The 22,731-nt window shown below is 60.2% G+C and carries 23 protein-coding genes and 1 tRNA gene; 7 read left to right on the forward strand and 17 right to left on the reverse strand.

Features of this window, described 5'->3' with window-relative positions:
- Nucleotides 1-20: 20 nt before the first annotated feature.
- The gene (locus JMV15_RS08000; RefSeq protein ID WP_069868510.1) at nt 21-2,267 is read left to right on the forward strand and encodes a TonB-dependent receptor; all 2,247 of its coding nucleotides are present in this window, start codon (nt 21-23) and stop codon (nt 2,265-2,267) included.
- A 209-nt stretch (nt 2,268-2,476) separates the two neighbouring features.
- Here JMV15_RS08000 and JMV15_RS08005 read toward each other — a convergent pair.
- Nucleotides 2,477-2,563 (reverse strand) — tRNA-Leu (locus JMV15_RS08005).
- Between the two features lie 224 nt (nt 2,564-2,787).
- Here JMV15_RS08005 and JMV15_RS08010 point away from each other — a divergent pair.
- Nucleotides 2,788-3,264 carry a hypothetical protein gene (locus JMV15_RS08010; RefSeq protein WP_019817088.1) on the forward strand — a complete coding sequence of 159 codons (477 nt, stop codon included), beginning with the start codon at nt 2,788-2,790 and terminating at the stop codon, nt 3,262-3,264.
- Nucleotides 3,265-3,401: 137 nt separating this feature from the next.
- On the opposite strand, the gene JMV15_RS08015 is transcribed toward JMV15_RS08010, so the two are convergent.
- The gene (locus tag JMV15_RS08015; RefSeq protein WP_014718538.1) at nt 3,402-3,929 is read right to left on the reverse strand and encodes a DinB family protein; all 528 of its coding nucleotides are present in this window, start codon (nt 3,927-3,929) and stop codon (nt 3,402-3,404) included.
- Nucleotides 3,930-4,053: 124 nt separating this feature from the next.
- Here JMV15_RS08015 and JMV15_RS08020 point away from each other — a divergent pair, with 124 nt between their 5' ends.
- The gene (locus JMV15_RS08020; RefSeq protein ID WP_032903063.1) at nt 4,054-4,752 is read left to right on the forward strand and encodes a tellurite resistance TerB family protein; all 699 of its coding nucleotides are present in this window, start codon (nt 4,054-4,056) and stop codon (nt 4,750-4,752) included.
- Here JMV15_RS08020 and JMV15_RS08025 read toward each other — a convergent pair.
- The 8 genes from JMV15_RS08025 to JMV15_RS08060 all read right to left on the reverse strand — a co-directional run bounded on the left by JMV15_RS08025 (nt 4,749) and on the right by JMV15_RS08060 (nt 13,203).
- Nucleotides 4,749-5,561 carry a hypothetical protein gene (locus tag JMV15_RS08025; protein ID WP_201491335.1) on the reverse strand — a complete coding sequence of 271 codons (813 nt, stop codon included), beginning with the start codon at nt 5,559-5,561 and terminating at the stop codon, nt 4,749-4,751. The genes JMV15_RS08020 and JMV15_RS08025 overlap by 4 nt on opposite strands.
- Nucleotides 5,562-5,579: 18 nt before the next feature.
- On the reverse strand, nt 5,580-5,927 hold the full coding sequence (locus JMV15_RS08030) for a DUF2493 domain-containing protein (protein WP_201491336.1): 348 nt from the start codon (nt 5,925-5,927) through the stop codon (nt 5,580-5,582).
- Nucleotides 5,928-5,991: 64 nt separating this feature from the next.
- Complete coding sequence (gene mgtA, locus JMV15_RS08035) at nt 5,992-8,706, reverse strand: magnesium-translocating P-type ATPase (RefSeq protein WP_201491337.1); 2,715 nt, start codon at nt 8,704-8,706, stop codon at nt 5,992-5,994.
- 236 nt (nt 8,707-8,942) lie between these two features.
- On the reverse strand, nt 8,943-9,236 hold the full coding sequence (locus tag JMV15_RS08040) for a hypothetical protein (protein ID WP_014718533.1): 294 nt from the start codon (nt 9,234-9,236) through the stop codon (nt 8,943-8,945).
- A gap of 316 nt (nt 9,237-9,552) precedes the next feature.
- On the reverse strand, nt 9,553-10,164 hold the full coding sequence (locus JMV15_RS08045) for a LysE family transporter (RefSeq protein ID WP_014718532.1): 612 nt from the start codon (nt 10,162-10,164) through the stop codon (nt 9,553-9,555).
- A gap of 885 nt (nt 10,165-11,049) precedes the next feature.
- Nucleotides 11,050-11,532 carry an arsenate reductase ArsC gene (locus JMV15_RS08050; RefSeq protein WP_014718531.1) on the reverse strand — a complete coding sequence of 161 codons (483 nt, stop codon included), beginning with the start codon at nt 11,530-11,532 and terminating at the stop codon, nt 11,050-11,052.
- 11 nt (nt 11,533-11,543) lie between these two features.
- Nucleotides 11,544-12,827: an arsenic transporter gene (locus tag JMV15_RS08055; protein ID WP_014718530.1), complete on the reverse strand. Its 1,284-nt coding sequence runs from the start codon at nt 12,825-12,827 to the stop codon at nt 11,544-11,546.
- A gap of 19 nt (nt 12,828-12,846) precedes the next feature.
- Entirely contained in the window at nt 12,847-13,203 is a 357-nt protein-coding gene (locus tag JMV15_RS08060) for a metalloregulator ArsR/SmtB family transcription factor (RefSeq protein WP_014718529.1), read from the reverse strand.
- 177 nt (nt 13,204-13,380) lie between these two features.
- Between JMV15_RS08060 and JMV15_RS08065 the strand changes: the two genes are divergently transcribed.
- From JMV15_RS08065 to JMV15_RS08080, 4 genes are all read left to right on the forward strand, one after another.
- Nucleotides 13,381-13,596 carry a hypothetical protein gene (locus tag JMV15_RS08065; RefSeq protein WP_003191339.1) on the forward strand — a complete coding sequence of 72 codons (216 nt, stop codon included), beginning with the start codon at nt 13,381-13,383 and terminating at the stop codon, nt 13,594-13,596.
- Between the two features lie 72 nt (nt 13,597-13,668).
- Complete coding sequence (locus JMV15_RS08070) at nt 13,669-14,364, forward strand: AzlC family ABC transporter permease (protein WP_014718528.1); 696 nt, start codon at nt 13,669-13,671, stop codon at nt 14,362-14,364.
- Nucleotides 14,361-14,672, forward strand: a complete 312-nt coding sequence (locus tag JMV15_RS08075) for an AzlD domain-containing protein (protein ID WP_014718527.1) — start codon at nt 14,361-14,363, stop codon at nt 14,670-14,672. The genes JMV15_RS08070 and JMV15_RS08075 overlap by 4 nt, the downstream gene beginning before the upstream one ends.
- Before the next feature lie 171 nt (nt 14,673-14,843).
- Complete coding sequence (locus JMV15_RS08080; protein WP_014718526.1) at nt 14,844-15,197, forward strand: hypothetical protein; 354 nt, start codon at nt 14,844-14,846, stop codon at nt 15,195-15,197.
- 147 nt (nt 15,198-15,344) lie between these two features.
- Here JMV15_RS08080 and JMV15_RS08085 read toward each other — a convergent pair whose 3' ends face one another.
- The 7 genes from JMV15_RS08085 to JMV15_RS08115 all read right to left on the reverse strand — a co-directional run bounded on the left by JMV15_RS08085 (nt 15,345) and on the right by JMV15_RS08115 (nt 22,697).
- On the reverse strand, nt 15,345-16,049 hold the full coding sequence (locus JMV15_RS08085) for a YoaK family protein (protein WP_014718525.1): 705 nt from the start codon (nt 16,047-16,049) through the stop codon (nt 15,345-15,347).
- Nucleotides 16,050-16,118: 69 nt separating this feature from the next.
- The gene (locus JMV15_RS08090; protein WP_201491338.1) at nt 16,119-17,753 is read right to left on the reverse strand and encodes an ABC-F family ATP-binding cassette domain-containing protein; all 1,635 of its coding nucleotides are present in this window, start codon (nt 17,751-17,753) and stop codon (nt 16,119-16,121) included.
- 133 nt (nt 17,754-17,886) lie between these two features.
- Nucleotides 17,887-18,927 (reverse strand): DNA topoisomerase IB, encoded by a 1,041-nt coding sequence (locus tag JMV15_RS08095; protein WP_072434596.1) that lies wholly within the window; start codon nt 18,925-18,927, stop codon nt 17,887-17,889.
- 74 nt (nt 18,928-19,001) lie between these two features.
- Nucleotides 19,002-20,081, reverse strand: coding sequence for a molybdenum ABC transporter ATP-binding protein (modC, locus tag JMV15_RS08100; RefSeq protein WP_201491339.1), 1,080 nt, complete (start codon nt 20,079-20,081; stop codon nt 19,002-19,004).
- 5 nt (nt 20,082-20,086) lie between these two features.
- Nucleotides 20,087-20,767: a molybdate ABC transporter permease subunit gene (gene modB / locus JMV15_RS08105; RefSeq protein ID WP_072434594.1), complete on the reverse strand. Its 681-nt coding sequence runs from the start codon at nt 20,765-20,767 to the stop codon at nt 20,087-20,089.
- A complete protein-coding gene (gene modA / locus JMV15_RS08110) occupies nt 20,768-21,520 on the reverse strand; it encodes a molybdate ABC transporter substrate-binding protein (RefSeq protein WP_014718520.1) in 753 nt (250 codons plus the stop codon).
- 112 nt (nt 21,521-21,632) lie between these two features.
- Nucleotides 21,633-22,697, reverse strand: coding sequence for an NAD(P)H-dependent flavin oxidoreductase (locus tag JMV15_RS08115; RefSeq protein ID WP_201491340.1), 1,065 nt, complete (start codon nt 22,695-22,697; stop codon nt 21,633-21,635).
- Nucleotides 22,698-22,731: the final 34 nt, after the last annotated feature.

A 22,731-nucleotide genomic window follows, 5' to 3' on the forward strand; every position in this document is an offset into this window, starting at 1 on the left:
CGAATCAAAAGGAATTCAGCATGTCGGAACGCTGTCGCCAACATCGCGCTACCCCTGATTCACCGCAGGCTGCGCAACGCTTTACTTTGAGTCATATGTTCACGGCTGTGCAGATGGCGCTGGTACTGGGGCTGACGGCGGCGCCCACCGCCGCGAGCGCTGCCCCGCAAGCAGGCACAAGCAGCGCCAGCCTGGAGTTGTCGGAAACGGTGGTGGAGGGCGTCATGGACCCCGCTACAGGTCTGCCGCCGGCTTATGCTGGCGGGCAGGTTGCCTCCGGCAGCCGCGTTGGGCTGTTGGGCAACAAGGATTTCATGGAGACGCCTTTCAATACCATCAGCTATACCGATGAATACATACAGAACCGTCAGGCGCAGGATATCGGCTCGGTGATCGGTGCGACCGACCCCTCGGTGTACGTGCCCACCAAACGCAGCAACTTTGAAACCTTTTTCATCCGCGGCTTCTACAGCAACGCCGATGACATCACCTTTAACGGCCTGGTCGGCATGGCGCCGAATATGCGCGGCTCTACCGAATTGGCGGAGCGCATCGAAGTGCTCAAGGGCCCTTCGGCGCTGCTCAACGGCATGCCGCCAAGCGGCAGTGTAGGTGGCAGCATCAATCTGGTACCCAAGCGCGCCGGCGACGAACCGTTGGCACGCTTGACCACCACTTATGAGTCCCGGGGCCTAGGGGGTGTGCACGCGGACCTGGGGCAACGTTTTGGTGATCAGAAGCAGTTTGGTGTGCGCTTCAACGGCGTTTACCGTGACGGCGATACCCCCGTGGATAATCAGCAACACAAAATGGCACTGTCTTCCCTCGGGCTGGAATGGCGTGGCGAGCGGGCTCGGATATCGCTCGATTTCTACAAACAGCGTGAACGCATTGATGGTCTCAACTACTTCGGGATCAACACAATTGCCCCCAACGTCACCCACTTGCCAAGCCCCAAGAAGGGCGATTATGCGTTGGCACCCAAGTGGGCCTACACCATCAACAACACCACTACCACGATGGTGCGGGGCGAATACGACCTGACGGATTCGCTTACTGCCTACGCGGCGTGGGGGCAGCGCGATGGTGGTTACAACGCGATGATCAACTCAAGCACCCTGGTGAACAATGTGGGTGGCATCAGCTCTTCGGCCATTCGTTCGATTCGCAGTGGCACCCAGCAATCGGGTGAGGTCGGGTTGAAGGGCAAATTCCAGACGGGCCCCGTGGATCATGCCTGGACCATCGCCGCGACCCGTTTTACCTCCGACAACAGTTTCAAGGACGCGAGAGCCGCCATCCCCGGCACCACAAATTACGACAACCTCGACTTTGGCAACGCGCCGACCTTCCCGGGCTATGGTGCAACCACCTCGCAAACCAGGGCCAACCTGGGCAGCTATGCGATTGCCGATACGCTGTCCTTCGCCGAAGGCCGTGTGCAATGGACCGTAGGCGCCCGTCGTCAGCGCGTGCAAAACACCACCGACGCTTTCGGCCCCAGGGCTTCGAAAACCAGCTATGACGAAAGCCGTGTCTCGCCCGCCACCGCACTTCTGGTCAAGGTGACGGATGAGGTGTCGCTCTATGCCAACTACATCGAGGGCCTCAGCCAAGGCGCGTCGGCCCCTGACTCGGCAGAGAACGCAGGTGCGGTCATGCAGCCGTACCAGACCAAGCAATACGAACTGGGGACCAAGGTAGACCTGGGCTCTTTCGCCCATACCGTCAGCCTGTTCCAGATTGAGAAGCCCAGTGCCTTTACCGATCCGCTCACCAATGTCTTCGGCGTCTACGGCGAGCAACAAAACCGTGGCGTGGAATGGTCGTTCTTTGGCGAGTTGCAACCAAGATTGCGCCTGATGGGCGGTGCGACCTATACCCAGGCAGAAATGACCAAGGTGGTCACCGGTGGTGTCAAAGACAAGCAAGTGACAGGCGTGCCCAAGGTGATTGCCAAGCTAGGCACGGAGTATGACCTCCTCGACGTCCCTGGGTTGACCCTGACCGGCAACATCAACCACACGGGCAAACAATACGCGACCAACGATCATCGGGTGTCGCTGGACTCGTACACCACCTACGATGTGGGGGCTCGCTATGCCTTCAAGGTCGAGACCAAGCCTGTGACCTTGCGCGCCACCGTGCAGAACGTCACCAATAAGGCGTACTGGCTTGGTTCGTGGAACGGCGGGGATGGCAGCGGCCTTTCTGGCGGCTTGGGCGCGCCGCGCACGGTATTGCTCTCGGGTACGGTAGATTTCTGAGGGTTTGCAAGTCCAAAAGCACTGGACCCTGGCGAGGAATGCCAAGCCAGCGTTCATACAGGCTGAGCGCTTCCTCGCTGGCAGAGTTCGGAAACACGAAAGTCTGCAAACATACGGAAACCGACGAAACGCCATAAACGAAAAAACCCGCCAAACGGCGGGTTTTCAAGGGTTCCACAAACAGTGCTGGCCGTCAGTGGAACAGGAGATGGTGCCCGAACCCGGAATCGAACCGGGACGCCCTTACGAGCGGGGGATTTTAAGTCCCATGCGTCTACCAGTTTCGCCATTCGGGCGGTAGCGCGGTGTAACAGGGTTGGGAATATATAGATCCAGCCGCTTCAGCGCAACCTCCAAGCCGGTTTTCCCGCATAAAGATGCGCAGGAAAAAGCGTGGCAGATCAGTGATCTACAGGGCCTTTGTGTCAAGTCCCGATGAACGCAAGCCACCCAGGAACAAGCCCCATAAATGACAGTCATAGCCATAGGCCATTTCGGCATTTTCGCAGGGAGTCGTTTGATGCTCAGTATCCGTAAGCAGGCTTGGATCATGGCCGCAGGTGTCGCGGGGTTGTTGGGCACTGGCGTATTCAGTCTGGCGCAGGCGGGGAGTGCGGTGCAGTGGGGGGAGTTCAGTGCGTCGTCTTCAGACAAGTTGACGGCCGGCTCGATGGATGTGGGCGGCGCCTATGTGTTGAAGCCCTCGGGTGTTTCCGTGGGTGATGTCGAGGCGCTGCAGGCTGGGCAAAAACAGAGTCAAAGCGAATTGCAAAGCTTGAAAAGCAAAGTGGAGGGCCAGGAGCGGGCGTTTGATGAGTTCAAGCGCAAGGACGGCTCGAGTGCCAGTAGCAGTGACAGCCAGCTGTCGAGTCTCAAGCGTACGGTGGATGAGCAGAAGAGCACGATAGAGCGGCAGAAAAGCGAAATCGACGGCCTCAAGCGAAGCCTGGATGATGTGAAGCGCAGTGTGGAAAACTTGAGCAGCAAGGTGAAGTGACAGCACTGATGCTGTGGGCAATATAGCGCAACTGTGGGAGCTGGCTTGCCTGCGATAGCGATGTGTCAGTCACAGGTATTGAACCCGTTACACCGCCATCGCAGGCAAGCCAGCTCTCACATTGATCGTGTCTGTATTTAGTCAATCAGTGCCAGCAAGTCGGTAATCCCCACATCCACACCCGCCTGGCTCAGCAGTGTCGTCACTTGGCCGCGGTGGTGGGTCTGGTGGTTGAAAAAGTGCACCAGCAGGCCGAAAAAGGGTTTCTCGGCGGCCACGCCGCGCATGTTGTGATAGCGCAGGTGTTGATCAAGGTGGGACTCGTGCAGGCTGTTGGCCCAATCGATGATCAGTTGATCCAGCCAGGCGCGATGGGCCGATAATTCAGCAAGGCTGGCGAAGGCCAATTGCTTGAGGTCACCGGGCGTAGCAATGCCGTTGAGTGGCGCCAAGGCCGCAAAGTGGGCCGGGTGTTCGGCAAAGCGTTTGAGCCAGACGGTGTCGCCCAGCATCAGGTGGTTCAAAGTGCCGAGGATCGAGCCGAAAAACGCCTGGCGGTCCAGGGTCAATTGTGCGTGCGTGAGGGTGCCGGCGGTGTCGTAGACCTTGCGGTTCATCCATTGGTTGTAAGTGGCCATCAACGCAATATGCTCGATGCGATTCACCGCTGTTCTCCCTTTTCGGCGTGATGGCGTCATCATAAAGCTTGCCCGCCCGACGGTCATGGTGTTCCATCAGGGGAGGACTATGTTTGATCAACGCCACTATTGCGCCCCGGAGGGCGACACCATGAATACCAGCGATCTACTGGAACAACTGTTGCGTGCAGGGCAGCAAGGCGGCGGAGCTGCGGGCGGCGGCCTGGGCGGGTTGCTTGGAGGGTTGTTGAAGGGCGCCGGCACCGGCAATGCGTCTGCGGCGGGCGGCGGTTTGGGTGGTTTATTAGGTGGCCTGGGTGGCTTGTTGGGCGGCGCGCCGGCGGGTGGGGCCACCCAAACGCGTAGCGGCGGTGGGATGAACTACGCGGCGCTGGCGTCCCTGGGCATGGCGGCGTTCCAAGCGTACCAAGCGTGGCAACGCCAACAGGCTTCGGCCCCGCAGCAAGCTATCCAGACCGTTGACCAGCTTGAAGGGCCTGAAGCCGAAGCCCATAGCCACGGCGTACTGCGTGCGTTGATCGCGGCGGCCAAGGCCGATGGCAAAATCGATGCGCAAGAGCAGCAAATGATTTCTGCCGAGATTGGCCGTCACACCGACGACCCTCAGTTGCAGCAGTGGCTCGACGCCGAAGTCGCCAAGCCCCTGGATGCCGCCGATTTTGCCGAGTATGCCAATGACCGGGCACTTGCTGCGGAGATTTACCTGGCGAGCGTGATGCTGGTCGATGATCAGCAGGACGCCGAGCGCAATTACCTTGACGACCTGGCTGGTCAGTTGCACATCGATCCGCAATTGCAGGTGCATCTGGAGCAGCAGGCCAACGCCTAGAACCTCAGCGTCGCCCCAGTGGTCAGCCACTGGGCGCGATCGCCAATCAGGCTGCGCCCGACCAGCAGGTCCACGTCGACAAATTCGCCAATGTGCAAGCGCGGCCCAGCCTGCCAGGCCTGTTCGCCGCCTTCCTGGCCATAGCGCTCGCCAATCAGCGTGAGCTTCTCTGCCAACTGATATTCGAACCCCGTGCCCCAAGTCAGGCGATGCTGTTGATCACCGTCGTTGTAGGCGTGGCCCCAACCGGCGTTCAGGTTCAGCCGCAAGGGCGCCAGGGGTTGCCATGTCAATGGGACGTTCAGGTCTGCGCCATCAAACCCGTGATGGCGATCCAGCGCGACATGCGCCCCGACCGCAATCGCCAGTTCCAAGCCCAACTCTTGTCGTGACAGCACCTGCACCTTGGCTTGCGGGTTGATCTGCGTCTCGCCTTTGCCTGCATCCACGGCCCGTGACAACGCGGCGCCCCATTGCACGGCAGGCATAGCGCTGAACGTGCAAGCGGGCGACAAGCTGCTGTTGTGGGTGCTGCCCGCGTGCCGATGGGCGCTGTACCAGGCGTCGACGTTGCATTCCCCCGGCGCGTTGATCGCACCGTCATCAACCACATAAGCGCCGCCTGCGGCTTGGGCTTTTGAAATCAACGCGACGACAAAGACCAGGCCCAGGGTCATGCCGATAAAGATCAAGTTGCGCTGCAATGCACGGCGCTTTGCTGGCGGCAGTAACAGCAGGGTGTGACGAGAGTGGCGCGCGCGATATTTGGTAAATCCGTCGCGGCGTGCCGGCGTGTATTTTTTGTGCATGATGCACCTCGCTTGAATTCAGCTTTCTACGGCCAGCACCGAAATGCCGCTGGCTTTGGCCTGGCAAACCAGCTCCGAGGTATCGTCACCACCCGGCAGGGCAATGATCAGGTCGGGGCGGCTGTCGGCCAGCATGAAGTGGTTGCGCTGGCGTTCCGCCTGTTTGCCATGGCGCTGCCAATTGGGTGGATAACGCACCACGTCGATACCGATTTCCCGCGCCCATTCCTCGATCTCACTGCCCAGGAACTGGTTGCCGCCGTGAATCAGTACCTGCACCGGGCGCAGGCGGTGGTAAGCGTCCAGCACATGGCGGGACTTTTTGGTGTCGGCGTAATTACGACCTGCACAGATCAACACGCGCATGAGCAAATCCTTGTATTGCACGTAGGCGACCAGGCAGCCGCCTGCGTTTGAACGGCGGGGAGGGTCAGTACCACTGTTTGAAGCGGCGGATGTAGATCGTCTTCATCAGTTGGGCGACGCAGCAGTAAGCCAGCAAGGTGCCCACCAGCCATGGGAAGTACGCCAGCGGCAGCGGTTGCAGGCCCACCAGGGTGCCCAGTGGCGAGAACGGTACGTAGATGCCCAGGGCGATCACGATGCAGGTCATCATCAACACCGGCCAGGCGGCCGTGCTCTGGAAGAACGGGATCTTGCGGGTGCGCAGCATATGCACCACCAGGGTTTGCGAAAGCAGCCCCTCGATAAACCAGCCGGACTGGAACAGGGTCTGCATTTCCACACTGTTGGCCGAGAACACGTACCACATCAGCGCAAAGGTGGTGATGTCGAAGATCGACGAGGTCGGTCCGATCCAGATCATGAAGCGGCCGATGTTTTTAGCATCCCACTTGCGCGGCTTGGCCAGGTATTCCTTGTCCATCTTGTCCCACGGCAGGGCCAGTTGGGAGATGTCATACATCAGGTTCTGCAGCAGCAGATGGATCGCCAGCATGGGCATGAACGGGATGAACGCACTGGCCACCAGCACTGAGAACACGTTGCCGAAGTTGGAGCTGGCGGTCATGTTCAGGTACTTCATGATATTGCCGAAGGTTTCGCGGCCCTTGAGCACGCCTTCTTCCAGCACCATCAGGCTCTTTTCCAGCAGGATGATGTCGGCCGATTCCTTGGCGATGTCGGTGCCGCTGTCCACCGAAATACCCACATCGGCATCCCGCAGCGCCGGTGCATCGTTGATGCCGTCGCCGAGGAAGCCGACGGTGTGCCCGTTAGCTTGCAGGGCCTTGAGCACGCGGGATTTTTGCAGCGGCGTGAGCTTGGCGAATACCGTGCGCTCTTCTACGCGGCGCAGCAGGGTGGCGTCGTCCATGGCTTCGATTTCCACGCCCAGCAGCGGCTGGCCGGGTTCCAGGCCAACCTGGCGGCAGATCTTGCTGGTGACCACGGCGTTGTCGCCGGTCAACACCTTGATCGCCACACCAATCTGTTGCAGCGCCGCAATCGCCGGGCCTGCGGTTTCTTTCGGTGGGTCGAGGAAGGTCAAGAAGCCCTGGATCACCAGGTTGCGCTCGTCGCTGGTGGTGTACTGCTGGCGGGCCAGCGCTTTAGGGATATTGCGGGTCGCTACCACCAGCACGCGGAAACCGTCTTCGTTGTAGTCATTGGCGAGTGCCAGCAGTGCCTCACGACGGCGGTCATCCAGGGGCACGGCTTCGCCGGCCTCCATGACATGGGTAGAAATGCTCAGCATCTCTTCCACCGCGCCCTTGCACACCAGCAACTGGTCACCGGCGGCATCCTTGACCACGATCGACAGGCGACGACGGACAAAGTCGAACGGCAATTCATCGACCTTGCTGTAGGCAAACGGCACCTGGAAATTGGGGTTTTGTTCCGAGAACTGCACCACTGCCTGGTCCATCAGGTTTTTCATGCCGCTCTGGTGAAAGCTGTTGAGCCAGGCCAGGGACAGCACGGCGTCATCGCGCTGGCCGAAGGCATTGACGTGATGTTCGAGGATGATCTTGTCCTGGGTGAGGGTGCCGGTCTTGTCGGTGCACAGCACGTCCATCGAACCGAAGTTCTGGATCGCATTGAGGCGCTTGACCACTACTTTGCGCTTGGCCATGGCCGTGGCGCCCTTGGCCAGGTTGGCGCTGACGATCATCGGCAGCATTTCCGGGGTAAGGCCGACGGCGACCGCCAGGGCAAACAGGAAGGCATCACCCCAATCGCCCTTGGAGAAGCCATTGAGGAAGAACACGATGGGCACCATTACCAGCATGAAGCGGATCAGCAGCCAGCTGACACTGTTCACGCCCCGGTCGAAGGCGGTTTGCACCCGCGAGCCGACAATCGCCTTGGCCAGGGAGCCAAAGTAGGTGCGCGGCCCCGTTGCCACCACCACTGCTTTAGCGCGACCGCTGACCACGTTGGTGCCCATGAAGCAGATGTTCGGCAAGTCCAGCAAGTTGCCCTGGTCGGCGGCCAGGGTAGAGGCGGATTTTTGCGTGACATCGCCCAGGGTGTCGTACTTCTCCACCGGCAAGGCTTCACCGGTCAGCACAGCCTGGCTGATAAATAGGTCGCGGGACTCGATCAGGCGGATATCGGCGGGGATCATGTCGCCAGCGGACAATTGCACGATATCGCCGGCCACCAGGTCACGCATCGGCACTTCGCGCAAGGTGGGCTGAGCACCAACCTGCTCGCGGCGCAGTACGGTGGCGGTGGTGCGTACCATGGCCTTGAGGGCCTCGGCGGATTTGGCCGAACGGTGTTCCTGCCAGAAACGCAGCAGGCTGCTGAGCAACACCATGGTCATGATGATGACGACCTTGGTCGGGTCGGCTTCTTCGCCTTCCTGCATCGGCAGCCAGCAGTCAGTCACAAAGCTGATGCCACCCAGGGTCAGCAGCACGTAGATGAACGGGTTGTTCAGAGCCTGCAGGAACTGGACGATAGCGTGTGGCGGCTTGTCGTGGGCGACTTCGTTATAGCCTTCTCGTTGCAGACGCGCCGAAGCGTCCAGTTCGGTCAGACCGTCCTGGGTGGCCCGTACATTGGCGAGGGTGGCCGCCAGGCCATTGTGGGCTTCACGGGCGGCACGCATCGACAGCTTGGTGTCGGCAGCGGTGCCATTTTTTTTGTGCAGAGGCGTGTTTTTTACGGCGCTCATTGTCTGTACTCCTGTCGCCAATTCTCGACAAAACATACCCGGTACTTACCTGAATACAGGCGAGCGAAAGCATGCCGAGCCGCAAACTTTGCGATCGGTTTAAATAAGGTGTTCACATAACTTCTGAAGGGCCCGCTAACAGCGCGTTAGTTAACGAGCGTGCAGCGGGCTACTACTGGATTTGTTCATAAAGAACTCCAGGGTCATCAATAAGAAAGTTGCTGTTTCCAGCTAGCTCAGGCGGCGCGAGTGCTCAGGTAAAGACCGAGCATCAGGCGCGCTTGCGCCAGGCGGGAAACCTTGGGTCTCTGCGGGTCTTGAGGGTCAGCATGATCCCAATGCTGCACCAGGTGGCCGCTTTCAGGGCAGATACGCCAGTGCGCCAGCGGCGGTGCCGGGCGCACTTGAGGGGAGGGTGTGACAAAGGTCGAGCGGGTTGGCGAAAAGCCCGCCGGCGCTCGGCACAGCTTGGCGCGCAGGGCGGCGACCAGTGTGCGTGTATCAGGCAAAACAAGGAGTTGGAAGGTCATAACACACCTCGGGACCGGACGGGCGACCGGTGAGGCAGTTACGATGGAGCATCAAGCTCTAGCGCAGCTTACCGGACCTGGAACGCGAGTCCTGTCATATTCTGGGTTTGGCGCCCGATGCCCGCAGAGGCGGTGCTCGGACAGCGACTAGATACTGTGTCCATTGGCTTCTTTTGTGAGGTTTAAAAAAGGCCCCAGTTGCGGGCACGGGCAATCTACTCAGGGCGTCACAGAATGTCAACGCATGATTAATTAAATTAGCCCGTGTTCAGAGTTTGTTCAGACAAGAGGCATGCAAGTTATTGGCTGGATAACTTTATATACCGTGCGCGGCGAGTATCGCCAGATAAATCAATACTAAACCGCACGCCGCATAACTCACACGTTGCCAGCTAGGTGATGCGTTCTTGCGTAGCAGGTTCACCAAGGCGGCGGTAAGAAAACACGAGAGTACCGACGCCAGCATGAAGCCGGCAAAAAACATCAGGGTCTGCCCGTGACTGGGGGTGGTGCCGACAATCCCCGACAGTGCGCTGCCCAAGGCGCCCCAGTAGACGATGTTTTTCGGATTAGCCAAGGAAATCGCCGCGCCCACCGCCAACGCATTTTTGCCTGAGCTGGCAGGGGCGTTGTCGGTTGCGGGTAACTGCCAGGCATCAATCAGGCTGCGGATGCCCAGCCAGGCCAGGTAGAGCGCACAGACGATTGTAAGTGGAACCCGCACTGCATCATGCTGAATCAGCAGTGCGATACCGGTGAGGCCAATCACGGCCCAGACGGCGTCGCCCACCAGTGAGCCGAACTGCACCAGCAACGCCGGCGTGAAGCCATGGAGCAAGCCGCGGCGCAGAGTCTCTGCCAGCACGGCGCCGGGAGAAAGGCAAAATACAAAACCGAATACCAGCGCATAGACAAAGATCGACAGCATGCTCAGTTCCTTTCGAGAAAGTGCCAGAGCATACGTCAGTCCGAGAGAGGGATACCACGTCCTCTGTAGGAACGTCCGCGATGGCGGTATGTCAGCCACTCAATCTTCAACTGAGCCACCGCCATCGCAGGCAAGCCAGCTCCCACACTGGTCATGCATTGCCCACAGAATCAACGCCCGGCGCAGATCCCCTGTGGGAGCGGGCTTGCCCGCGATGGCGGTGTGTCAGCCACTGAATCTTTTACTGAACCAGCGCTTTCGCAGGCAAGCCAGCTCCCACATTGGTTATGTACTGCCCACAGAATCAACGCCCGGCGCAGATCCCCTGTGGGAGCGGGCTTGCCCGCGATGGCGGTGTGTCAGCCACTGAATCTTTTACTGAACCAACGCTTTCGCAGGCAAGCCAGCTCCCACATTGGTTATGTACTGCCCACAGAATCAACGCCCGGCGCAGATCTCCTGTGGGAGCGGGCTTGCTCGCGAAGGCGGTGTGTCAGCCACTGAATTTTTTACTGAACCAGCGCTTTCGCAGGCAAGCCAGCTCCCACATTGGTTATGTACTGCCCACAGAATCAACGCCCGGCGCAGATCCCCTTGTGGGAGCGGGCTTGCCCGCGATGGCGGTGTGTCAGCCACTGAATCTTTTACTGAACCAACGCTTTCGCAGGCAAGCCAGCTCCCACATTGGTTATGTACTGCCCACAGAATCAACGCCCGGCGCAGATCTCCTGTGGGAGCGGGCTTGCTCGCGAAGGCGGTGTGTCAGCCACTGAATCTTTTACTGAACCAACGCTTTCGCAGGCAAGCCAGCTCCCACACTGGTCATGCATTGCCCACAGAGTCAGCGCCTGTCACAGGACCCTGTAGGAGTGAGCAAGCTCGCTCCTAAAAAGGCTGCGGTGTTGAGGCAATGCGGTCGACTGCAGCCTTCAATTCATCTGGCGATAAACTCGCAAAGGGGAGCGCAAAAAACGCTTCGCAGCGTGCGGCGATGATGTTGAGGGTGGCCTTGAATGCAGCCTCTACTTGCGCCTCATCACCCTGCATCTCGGAGGGGTCTTCCAAGCCCCAATGGGCCTTCACCGCCGGGCCAAAATACACCGGGCACGCTTCACCGGCTGCTTTATCGCACACGGTGATGACCACATCCGGCGGGCAGCCTTGAAAGGCGTCATTGCCCTTGCTGTACAAACCTTCGATGCTGATGCCCGCCGCCTGCAGCGTGCTCAGGCTACGGGGCAACACCTGGCCCTTGGGAAAACTGCCCGAGCTGACCGCCTCGAAACCCTCTGGCGCCAAGTGATTGAACATCGCTTCGGACAAGATGCTGCGGCAACTGTTGGCGGTACACATGAACAGGACTTTCATGGCGCGTTCCTTTAGAAACTCAAGCGCAAGGCGAGGGCGGCCAGGGTGATCAGCAGCACGGGCAAGGTCAGCACGATCCCGACCTTGAAGTAGTAACCCCAGGTGATAGTGATGCCTTTGCGCGCCAGGATATGCAGCCACAGCAAAGTGGCCAAACTGCCTATGGGGGTGATTTTCGGGCCCAGGTCGCTGCCAATCACGTTGGCGTAGATCATCGCGTCCTTGACCACGCCCACAGCATGGCTGGACTCGATGGACAATGCGCCAATCAGTACCGTCGGCAGGTTATTCATCGCCGATGAGAGCAGCGCCGTCAGCAACCCGGTGCCCATGGCCGCGCCCCACACACCATAGGTGGCGAAGGTGTCGAGCCAGGTGGCCAGGTAGTCGGTCAGGCCGGCGTTACGTAGGCCATACACCACCAGGTACATGCCCAGGGAAAAAATCACGATCTGCCAAGGCGCTTCCTTGAGGACTTTGCGCGTGGAAATCTTATGGCCCTTGGCGGCAATCACCAGCAGCAGCACGGCGCAGACGGCGGAAATCGCACTGATGGGAATACCCAGAGGCTCCAAGGCGAAACAGCCGATGAGCAGAATACCCAGTACCCACCAACCGGCGCGGAACGTCGCAGGGTCATGGATGGCACTGCTGGGGTCTTCCAGGTCAGCCGGGTCGTAGGTTTGGGGAATGTCCCGGCGAAAAAACCACAGCAGCACTGCCAGGGTCGCGGCCACGCTGACCAGGTTCACCGGCACCATCACGGCAGCATATTCGTTGAAGCCGATCTTGAAATAGTCCGCCGAAACGATATTCACCAGGTTCGACACCACCAATGGCAGGCTCGCCGTATCGGCGATAAACCCGGCGCCCATGACGAAGGCCAGGGTCGCCGCCGGGGAAAAGCGCAAGGCCAACAGCATCGACATCACGATAGGCGTCAGGATCAACGCCGCACCGTCGTTGGCAAACAGCGCCGATACCAGCGCACCCAGCAGCACCATATAAGCAAACAACCGCCGGCCGCGGCCACGGCCCCAGCGCGCCACATGCAGGGCCGTCCAGGCGAAGAAGCCGGCTTCGTCCAGCAACAGGCTGATGATGATCAGCGCGACAAAGGTACCGGTGGCGTTCCAGATGATGTGCCACACCACTGGGATGTCCGCCAGGCTGATCACCCCGCAGGCTAGCGCCAGGATCGCCCCCAGTGTGGCACTCCAGCCGACACCCAGGCCCTTGGGTTGCCAGATGACCAGCACGATGGTGACGAGGAAAATCGCAATTGCGACAAGCATGAATAAAAGCTCCGATGGCTCAGCAGCAGGTGCTGGCCCGTTGTGGTCTGTCGCCCATTGCATTCAGACGCAGTGCGTCATCCTGCAACCATGGCTGGTTGGCTTGCAGAGTGGTGTCCAGCACCTGAGTAACCCAGGCGGGCAGTGCCGGATTGATGCGGTAGTAGATCCATTGCCCTTGACGTCGGTCCACCAGCAGCCCGCAACTACGCAATTGCGCGAGATGACGGGAGATTTTTGGCTGGCTGTCGTCCAAGGCATGGATCAACTCACACACACAAAGTTCGCCTTCGCGCAGGATCAGTAAGGTCACCCGTGCACGGGTGGCATCGGCCAGGCACTTGAACAGGGCGGTCGGGATGAGGAGGTCTGACATGATCAAGGACTTTTCAAGTGAATATATTCGAATATACGTATTTCCATATATATAGGTCAAATCTTGTTTCAATTGATATGGATCAAAGGCCTTTGAAACCGCCACAACTGTTTGAAATTAAAATGAAACACAAATGTCCTAACGTGCCTGCCCATTGCTGATGAAGGAAGACCCCGCGTGACCCGAGCCACCCGCAACCTGCGCAAGACCCTGGATTCCGTCGCGGAAAATAACGAAACCGCGGCCTTTGACCTGATGCGCGCCGTGGAAAAACTCGGCGATGAAGTGCTTCGCCAGCGCCTGCTCAATACCATCCACCGGCTGAACCAGGATGCGTATGAATTGCGCGAAGCCCGGGATTCGGTGGAGCAGGTATCAGTCAAGCTCGCCTGAGCAAGATCGTTCAAGACAAGCCTTCGTTCGTGCTGGCATGCTTGTCGACTGTCTGTCGATGAGCCGTTTTCCATGCCCACTGCATTGCCTCATTACGCCTTCACCCGCGGCGCCATCGCCGTCATTCCCTTATCCCTGGCCTGTGCGCCCTGGGGGTTGCTGGCCGGCTCCATGGCCATCGACGCGCAATTTACCCCGCTGCAAGCCCAAGGCTTGTCTGCCATTGTGTTTGCCGGTGCCGCACAACTGGTGGCCATCGGCATGGTCAAGAGCGGTGCCAGCCTGATTTCCATCGTGCTGACCACCTTGCTACTGACCTCCCAGCACCTGCTCTATGGCATGCATATGCGTCCTACGTTGTCTTCGCTCAACACCCGTTGGCGCATGAGCCTGGGTTTTTTGTTGACCGATGAATTCTTTGCCCTGGTCAACCACTATGACCGCCAGACCTTCAATCGCTGGTACGCCCTGGGCGTCGGCCTGACGTTTTACCTGATCTGGAACCTCTTCACCCTTGCCGGCATTGTGCTGGGCAAGAGCATTCCCGGCCTTGATCAATTGGGGCTGGAGTTTTCGATTGCCGCCACCTTTATCGCCTTGATCACCCCCGTGGTGCGCGACGTGCCCACGGTGGTATGCGTTGCCGTGGCACTGCTGAGCTCGGTCTGGTTGAGTTATCTGCATTGGGAGTCGGCGGTGGTGGTCTCGGGTGTGTTGGGGATGAGCGCGGGGTTTGCTTGTAAACGGCTGGGAGTGGGGCAACGATGATTTACCTGATGATTGTGGCCATGGGCCTGGTGGTGTTCTTCAACCGTTACCTGTTTATCGAGCCACGCTTGCCGGTACGGCTCAATCGCGGCGCGCGTGAATTTTTGGGCTTCGCCGTGCCGGGCATGCTCACGGCGATCTGCGGGCCGATTATTTTTCTGGCTGACCATCGGCTTAACCTGAGCCCGAGCAACCCTTACCTGCTGGCCGGCATCTGCGCCGTGGCGTTGATGTATTGGACGCGCAGCGTATTGACCACCGTGCTATTGAGCATGGCGCTGTTCTATCTGTTCCGTTGGTGGTTTTGATACCCAGGCAAAAAAAGCCCGCGGGGTGGCGGGCAGAAGGGAGACTTCCAAAAAATGAGCCTGGCCACTATAGGCGGCGTGTTTGCCTTTCACAGTGAAACAAAGTTCATGGGCGCGTCAGTTGGCTTTCGCACAGTGGTAGAGTCACGGTTTTTCCAAGGAAGCAATGGCATGCACAAAGTGGTAATAGGCGCATTGATACTGGCGGCACTGGCCGGTTGTGCAGGTTCCAAGATGAAAGAGGCGCGCGCAGGCAGCCCCTACAAGACCCTGGCATCGGACAAGGCCACTCTGGTGGTTGCCCAATGCATCCAGTTCGGTTGGCAGGATGAAAGCGTGTTCGGCATCGATGCCGGCGGCTTCAAGGAAGCGACCGAGGCGGGTGGTTTTACGGTGTACACCACCGGTGGCGATTACTTTGTCGATGTACTCAGCACCGGCGCGGGTTCTACGGTCAACTACTACGCCGCACAGGACAATATGCCAGCCAAACGTCGCCTGGCAGCACTGGCCACTTGTCTGTAAGTCGGTTGCCTTAGTCATATTCAGAAACGCCTGGCGGGACAGCCGCCGGGCATTGGCTTATGATTCACTCGCTCGTTCGACGTGATGGCTCTTTACCGGTACACGGATGTCGAGGCTTAAACGTCGAACGAGCTCCTCCACCCCACCTCAACGGGGCATGAAACCCAAGTGCCAGCGTCGCGGAATCAACAGTGTCGCCACCCCCAAGGCCCCAGCCAACGCACCACTGACCCACAATGCGCGCAGGCCCATCTGCTGTTCCAGCAGTGCACCGATCACAGCGCCAATGAACATCCCGCCCCACGGAATCAATTGCACGCGCCAGCCATTGCGGCGCTCGCCCAATAACCAACGGCCCAGCCCGCGACCAAAGCGTGACAGCGCTCCGGTGACGTAGGTCAGCCCCACCGGTAACCCGTTCACCTCTTCGACGGCCGCATTGAGCATGCCCATGGCAATGATCGCTGCGAGCAACGCGGGCAAGGTATCGGTCGATGGCCACAACGCCGCAGCACAGAGCAAGGCGCCGATGCACAGCAATAAGGGCAACGCATGGCGCTTGCTGAAACGGCTGACCAGCACGCCCAAGGCATTACCGACCACGAAGGTGGCGACCAGCAGCACCAGCCGCCCGGTGAGCCCCAGGTCGCCCGCACTGATGGCCACCGCCAGGCGCGTGGTGTTACCGCTCATGAACGAGACGAAATCGCCGCTGGCCATAAAACCGATGGCATCGGTCATACCCGCCAGCACCGACAGACAAGCCACCAGCATCAAGCCCACCCGCCCGCGCCAGCGCTGTCGATGGGCGAGCGTGGCATTGGTGTAAGGCTTGCGAGACGAAGGCAGCATGGGGCCGGTTTCCTCGGTGAGATTATCCGGCCACTACCGTAGGACGCTTTGCCTGTCTGCGCAATGACCTCAGACACGCTCCAGTTGCCAGCCGGTGGCGTGCCACGTCAGATGGTGAGTCGGCTCAATCGCCTGCAAGAATGCCTCGTCGTGTGATACGGCCAGCAGCGCGCCGGCAAACCCCTTCAATGCCTGCTCAAACGCCAGCACCGACTCCAGGTCCAGGTGATTGGTGGGTTCATCCAACAGCAGCAGTTGCGCCGGTGTTTCACGCCACAAGGCTACCGCCATCGCGGCTTTCAAACGCTCGCCGCCGCTGAGGTGCCCTGCCGGCTGCGTGACCCGCAGCGCGTCCAGCTGCAACAACGCCAGACGTGTGCGCAGTTCGGCTTCGGCCAGGGGCGTGTCGAGCAGGTTGAGTTGCTCGACAAGGCTGCGACGGTCGTCCAGCAGCGCCAGGTGCTGATCGATATAGGCGCTGGGCACCGCGACGCTGCACTTGCCACTGACCGCCCGCCGATGGCCCGCAAGCAGTTTGAGCAAGGTCGATTTGCCGCAACCGTTCGGCCCGCGTACGGCAACGCGAGCCGGGCCTGTCAGGTTGAGCGTCAGGTAGCTGGCGGGTGCTTGGGGATCAAGCCAGGGTAATTGCGCCTGTTCCAGCACCAGCACCTGGCGGCCATTCGGGACGGTTGAGCCTGGTAATGCGAGCAGTGTGGGCGTCTCATCCGCCACGCGCTCGTAAGCTTGGCGCACTTGGGCGTCGAGTTGGTTTTTGTGATCGTGATGGGCACTGCGTACCGTGCTGACAATCTCCTTGGCTGCGCTTTTCCAGCGGGCCTTGGTAAAACGGTCGACGTTGGCGGTCTCGGCCTGTTTACGTGCGCGTGCGGCGTGGCGCTGCAGGTCGTCGTGATCTTTTTGCAGGCGCCGACGCTCGCGGCTGCGGGCCAGACGCGCCTGTTCCCACGCAGCGATCGCGGCCTGCTGATGAGTGTCGCGTTGCTGGCGATAGGCATCGTAGTTGCCGCCATACACTTGAATGCCCAGGGGCGACAGCTCGATGATGCGGCCCATGGCATTGAGCAACTGTCGATCATGGCTGACCACCACCAGGCCACCGCGCCAATCGCGCAACACACGCAACAGCCAGTCGCGCCCGTCAGCATCAAGATGGTTGCTGGGCTCATCCAGAATCAGCAACTGCGGCGCCGCCAACAACGCCCCAATCAGCGCGACCCTGGCGAGTTGGCCACCGCTGAGTTGATCGGCCGGGGTACTGCCACTGAGGGTCTGCAAACCCGCTGCATCCAGTGCCTGACGCAGGCGCTCTGCGAGGTCCCAGCGATCGTCGATCAGTTCCAGGTCACCGAGGCGTGCATCGCCCTGGCCCATTCGCTCAAGGGCAGCCAAGGCCGCGGCAGTTGCGGTGATATCGGCGATGGTTTGCCCTGGTTGAGCCGTGATGGCCTGGGGCACATAGGCAACATGGGCCGGTTTTTTCAACGTGCCGCAGGAGGGCAGCAGCACGCCGGCCATCAACTTGGCCAGGATACTTTTGCCCCGTCCATTGCGCCCGACGATACCGGTAGGCGTTTGATCAATGGACAGGTTCACGTCGGCCAGCAAGGTTTCGCCATTGGCGAACTGGAAAGACAGGTGTTGCAGGGAAACAAGCGCGGGCAGCCGTTTGACGTCAGTCATCAGCACCTCCAAAAAAATGTCGAACAGGCCAACAAGCGCGCCAGGCGGCTCGTTGCAGATACATTTTGGAAGGCTTAGTTGTTCACGTCGGCGGTCATCCCGTGAGTCAGAAGGGAGGCAGAGCCTAACCCACCTAAACTTTGTGCGGCAAGTCTTCGGCCAGTTTTTCCAGGAACATTGCCAGCGCGACTTCTTCGGCTTTCAGGCCTTTGCGCACTCGCGGCTTGGGCAGCTTCGACAATTCACCGAGGCTGAAATGCTCAAGCACCGCCGGGTGGATATAGCACTTGCGACACACCGCCGGCGTATTGCCCAACTGCCGGGCGACATCCTTGACCATCGCCACCACATGCCGCTTAGCGTCGGATTCGGGCTGCCACGCCAACTCGCGCAACACCGCCAGCGCCATTGCTGTGCCGGCCCAGGTGCGGTAGTCCTTGGCGGTAAAGTCTTCGCCGGTCAGGCGGTGCAGGTAGTCGTTGACGTCCTGGGAGCTGACGGTATGCCGCTCACCGTCTTCGTCCAGGTACTGGAACAGGTTTTGCCCGGGCAATTCCATGCAACGCTTGACCACCCGGGCCAGGCGCCGATCCTTGACGCTGACTTGGTGCTCCACGCCACTCTTGCCACGAAACTGGAACTGGATCTCGCTGCCCTTGATGTCCACATGGCGGTTGCGCAGGGTGGTCAGGCCGTAGGATTTGTTTTCGCGGGCATATTGGGTATTACCGACGCGGATCAGCGTGGCGTCCAGCAACATCACCACCGTTGCCAACACCTTTTCGCGGGTAAACCCTGGCTCGGCAATTTGTGCTTCGAGCTGTTTGCGCAACCTGGGCAAAGCGGCGCCAAAAGCCTGCAAGCGCGAGTACTTGTCGCTGTCGCGCACCTCGCGCCAGCGTGGGTGGTAACGGTACTGCTTACGGCCACGGGCGTCGCGGCCGGTGGCTTGCAGGTGGCCGCGAGGGTCGGCGCAGATCCACACATCGGTGTAGGCGGGTGGCACCGCCAAGGCGTTCAGGCGTTTGATTTCGTCCGCGTCGGTAATGCGCTCGCCTTTGGCGTTCAGATACTGGAATTTGCCTCGCACTTTTTTACGGCGGATGCCGGGCTGGGTGTCATCCACATAATGCAGGTCGCGAGGCAGGTCGGCGGGTAACGAAGAGTCAGGCATGGGGCGGGTTCCTTGGCAACAAATCAGGCCGGTATGTCTGATTGACCGCAGCGCCCTGCGGTCGTGCCAAATGCTTAAGCCAGTACGGCCACCGCCTTGATTTGCGCCCACAACGTCTGGCCCGGATGCAGTTGCAATTGGTCGCGGGAGAAGCGCGTGATGCGCGCCAGTAACGGCGTGCCGCCGGCGTCCAGGCGCACCAGCACATGGGCGCTGTTGTCCGCGCCGATAGTCTGGGTGACGGTCACCGGCAAGCGGTTGAGGATGCTGCTGTGTTCTTGGGCCTGCAGGCTCAGGCTTACATCCCGCGCCTGGACCTTGACCCGCAGCGGGTTGCCCACCGCCAGCGGGACATGGGCCACGCGCATCTGCAACGGGCAATCGGGCAACTGCAGAGTGAGCAACTGATAGTGCGCGTCGTAGGCAACGACGCTGCCGGCGATCACCACGCCGGCATCGTCGCCCAGCGCCAAGGGCAGGTCGAGGCGCGCCAGGGTCTCGCCGATCGGGCCACTGGCCAGGGCCTTGCCGTCGCTGAGCAGGACGATATGGTCGGCCAGTCGCGCCACTTCGTCCTGGGCATGGCTGACGTAGAGCACCGGGATATCCAGCTCGTCGTGCAGGCGTTCCAGGTAAGGCAATATCTCGCTTTTACGCTGGCTGTCCAGGGCCGCCAGCGGTTCATCCATCAACAACAACTTGGGGCTGGTGAGCAAGGCGCGGGCGATGCCGATGCGCTGGCGCTCGCCGCCGGACAAGTGTTGCGGATGACGCTCAAGCAAGTGCCCGATACCCAACAGTTCGGTGGCCTGGGCCATGTCCACGCGCCGTTGCGGGCGTGGGATACGTTTGAGGCCGAACTCCAGATTGGCGAGCACCGACAGGTGAGGAAACAGGCTCGCCTCTTGGAACACATAGCCCAGGGCGCGTTTATGCGGCGGCACAAACAGCCCTTGGCGGCTGTCTTGCCACACCTCGTCGTTGATGTGCACAAAACCGTGTTCGGCGCGTTCCAGACCGGCGATGCAGCGCAGGCAGGTGGTCTTGCCTGAACCGGAATGTCCGTACAGCGCGCTCACGCCACGGCCGGGCAATTGCAGGTCCACATCCAGTGCGAAGGCGGAGTATTTCAGGTGCAGGCGTATATCCATCATCGCGATCAACTCCAGCCCATCTTGGTTTTACGGCTGGAATAGAGCGCCAGCAACACGAGGAAGGCGAATACCACCATGGCCCCGGCCAGCCAATGGGCCTGAGCATATTCCATGGCTTCGACGTGGTCGTAGATTTGCACCGAGACGACACGGGTCTTGTCCGGGATATTGCCGCCGATCATCAGCACCACGCCGAACTCACCAACGGTATGGGCGAAGCCCAGAATCGAGGCGGTGATAAACCCAGGGCGTGCCAGCGGCAGGATCACCGTGAAAAACGTATCCCACGGGTTGGCGCGCAAGGTCGCGGCCACTTCCAGCGGGCGCGTGCCGATGGCAGAAAACGCATTCTGCAACGGCTGCACCACGAAGGGCATGGAGTAGATCACCGAGCCAATCACCAGCCCGGCGAAACTGAAGGTGAGGGTGCCCAGGCCCAGCCACTGCGTGAATTGGCCGACGTACCCATTGGGCCCCATGGCCAACAGCAAGTAAAAGCCGATGACCGTTGGCGGCAACACCAACGGCAGTGCGACCACTGCGCCGATGGGGCCGCGCCACTTGGAACGGGTGCGCGACAGCCACAGGGCGATCGGTGTGCCGATGATCAACAGGATCAGGGTGGTCAACGAGGCCAGTTTGAGGGTCAACCAGATCGCAGAAACATCAGCACTTGTCAGGGGCATTTACAGCTCGTAACCGTAGGATTTGATAACGGCAGCCGCTTTCGGGCCTTTGAGGTAGTCCACCAGGGCCTTGGCGGCGGCGCTGTCCTTGCCCTTGTTGAGGATCACGGCGTCCTGTTTGATCGGGTCATGCAGGGAGGCCGGAACAATCCACGCCGAACCGCCGGTGACTTTGCCGTCTTTGTAGATTTGCGACAAGGCCACAAAACCCAGCTCGGCGTTGCCGGTAGACACAAACTGATAAGCCTGGGTGATGTTCTGGCCCTCGACGAGCTTGTCCTTGACCTTGTCAGTCAAGCCTTCCCTGGCCAGTACCTGGGTGGCGGCCAGGCCGTAGGGCGCTGTTTTGGGGTTGGCGATGGACAAGTGCTTGAATTGGTTTTTCTTCAGCACATCACCCTTGGCATCCACATAGCCTTCTTTGGCCGACCACAGCGCCAGGGTGCCGACCGCGTAGGTGAAGCGTGAACCCTTGACGGTAGCGCCTTCGCTTTCGAGTTTTTGCGCGGTGGTGTCATCGGCGCTGAGGAACACTTCAAACGGCGCGCCATTCTTGATCTGGGTGTAGAACTGCCCGGTGGCACCGTAGGCCGCGACCAGTTTATGGCCGGTGTCTTTCTCGAAGTCGGCGGCAATCGCCTGGATCGGGGCAGTGAAGTTGGCGGCCACGGCCACCTGCACTTCGTCGGCATGGGCCGTACCCAAGGCAAAGGCGGCAAGCAGGGGGGCCAGGCGCGAAACGCGGGTCATCATGAAGCAACTCCTTGAAGGTGTACGGCAGGTTGTAGGTAAAAAGGCTTACCGCTATGTATGGGAATATATAGCGGTAGGCTATTGCCGGTACAGCACCAAGTTGCTGCTCATGTCAGTCGCGGGTGAATCTGGCTATCGCGTGCTCGGCCAATTCGCGGGTCAGGTCATAGGTGGACAGGTTTTTGCCCAGCCTCAAGGCCTGGCCCGCCCACAGGTTGCTGAAACCGGCTTCATCCTTGGCCTTGAGTGGCATTAATGCGCCTCCGGCTTTGGGGAACGCCGGCGCCGCTGGGTTGATTGCGCCGAGTTCACGCATCACCCGGTTGACGATGCCCCGCGCCGGGCGGCCGGTGAACAGGTTGGTCAGCGCGGTTTCGCTGGCCTGGGCATGGCGCAGCGCGTGGTGATGGGAAGCGCTTACAGTGGCTTCGGGCGTGAACAGGTAGGCTGTACCGATCTGCACGGCCGAAGCGCCGAGGGCAAAGGCCGCAACGATGCCGCGTGCATCGGCGATTCCGCCCGCAGCAATCACCGGCACGCTGACCGCGTCGACGATCTGTGGCAGCAGCGCCATCAAGCCGATCTGGCTATTGAGGTCATCGCTGAGAAACAGGCCACGGTGCCCACCCGCTTCGATGCCCATGGCGATGATCGCGTCGCAGCCGTGCTGTTCCAGCCACACGGCTTCCTCGACGGTGGTGGCCGATGACAGCACCTTGGCACCGGTGGCTTTTACCCGGTCCAGCAAAGACTTCTCTGGCAGGCCAAAATGAAAGCTCACCACTTCTGGCCGAAACGCTTCCACCACCTGGCAGGCTGCGTCATTGAACGGCGCACGGTTGGACACCGGGGTTGGCGCATCAAAGTCGGCGCCCAGTTCATGGTAGTAAGGTTGCAGCAAGGCCTTCCAAGCCTGATCCCGCGCGTCATCGACATCGGGCGGTTGATGGCAGAAGAAGTTGACGTTCAGCGGCGCATGATTGGCCTGGCGAATGAGGGCCAAGGCCTCGCGCAGCTGCTCCAGGCTCAGCGCCGCCGCAGGCATGGAGCCCAGGGCACCGGCTTGCTGAGCGGCGATGACCATGGCGGTGGTCGTCGCGCCAGCCATCGGCGCCTGGATGATCGGCACCTCAATGCCCAACAGGTCAAGAATACGAGTGTCTGGCCAGGTGCTCATGGGTTGCTTCTCCAGCGTTGGTAGGGCTTTTCGC

The sequence above is a fragment of the Pseudomonas paracarnis genome, from assembly GCF_904063055.1.
In the GTDB taxonomy this organism is placed as follows: domain Bacteria; phylum Pseudomonadota; class Gammaproteobacteria; order Pseudomonadales; family Pseudomonadaceae; genus Aquipseudomonas; species Aquipseudomonas paracarnis.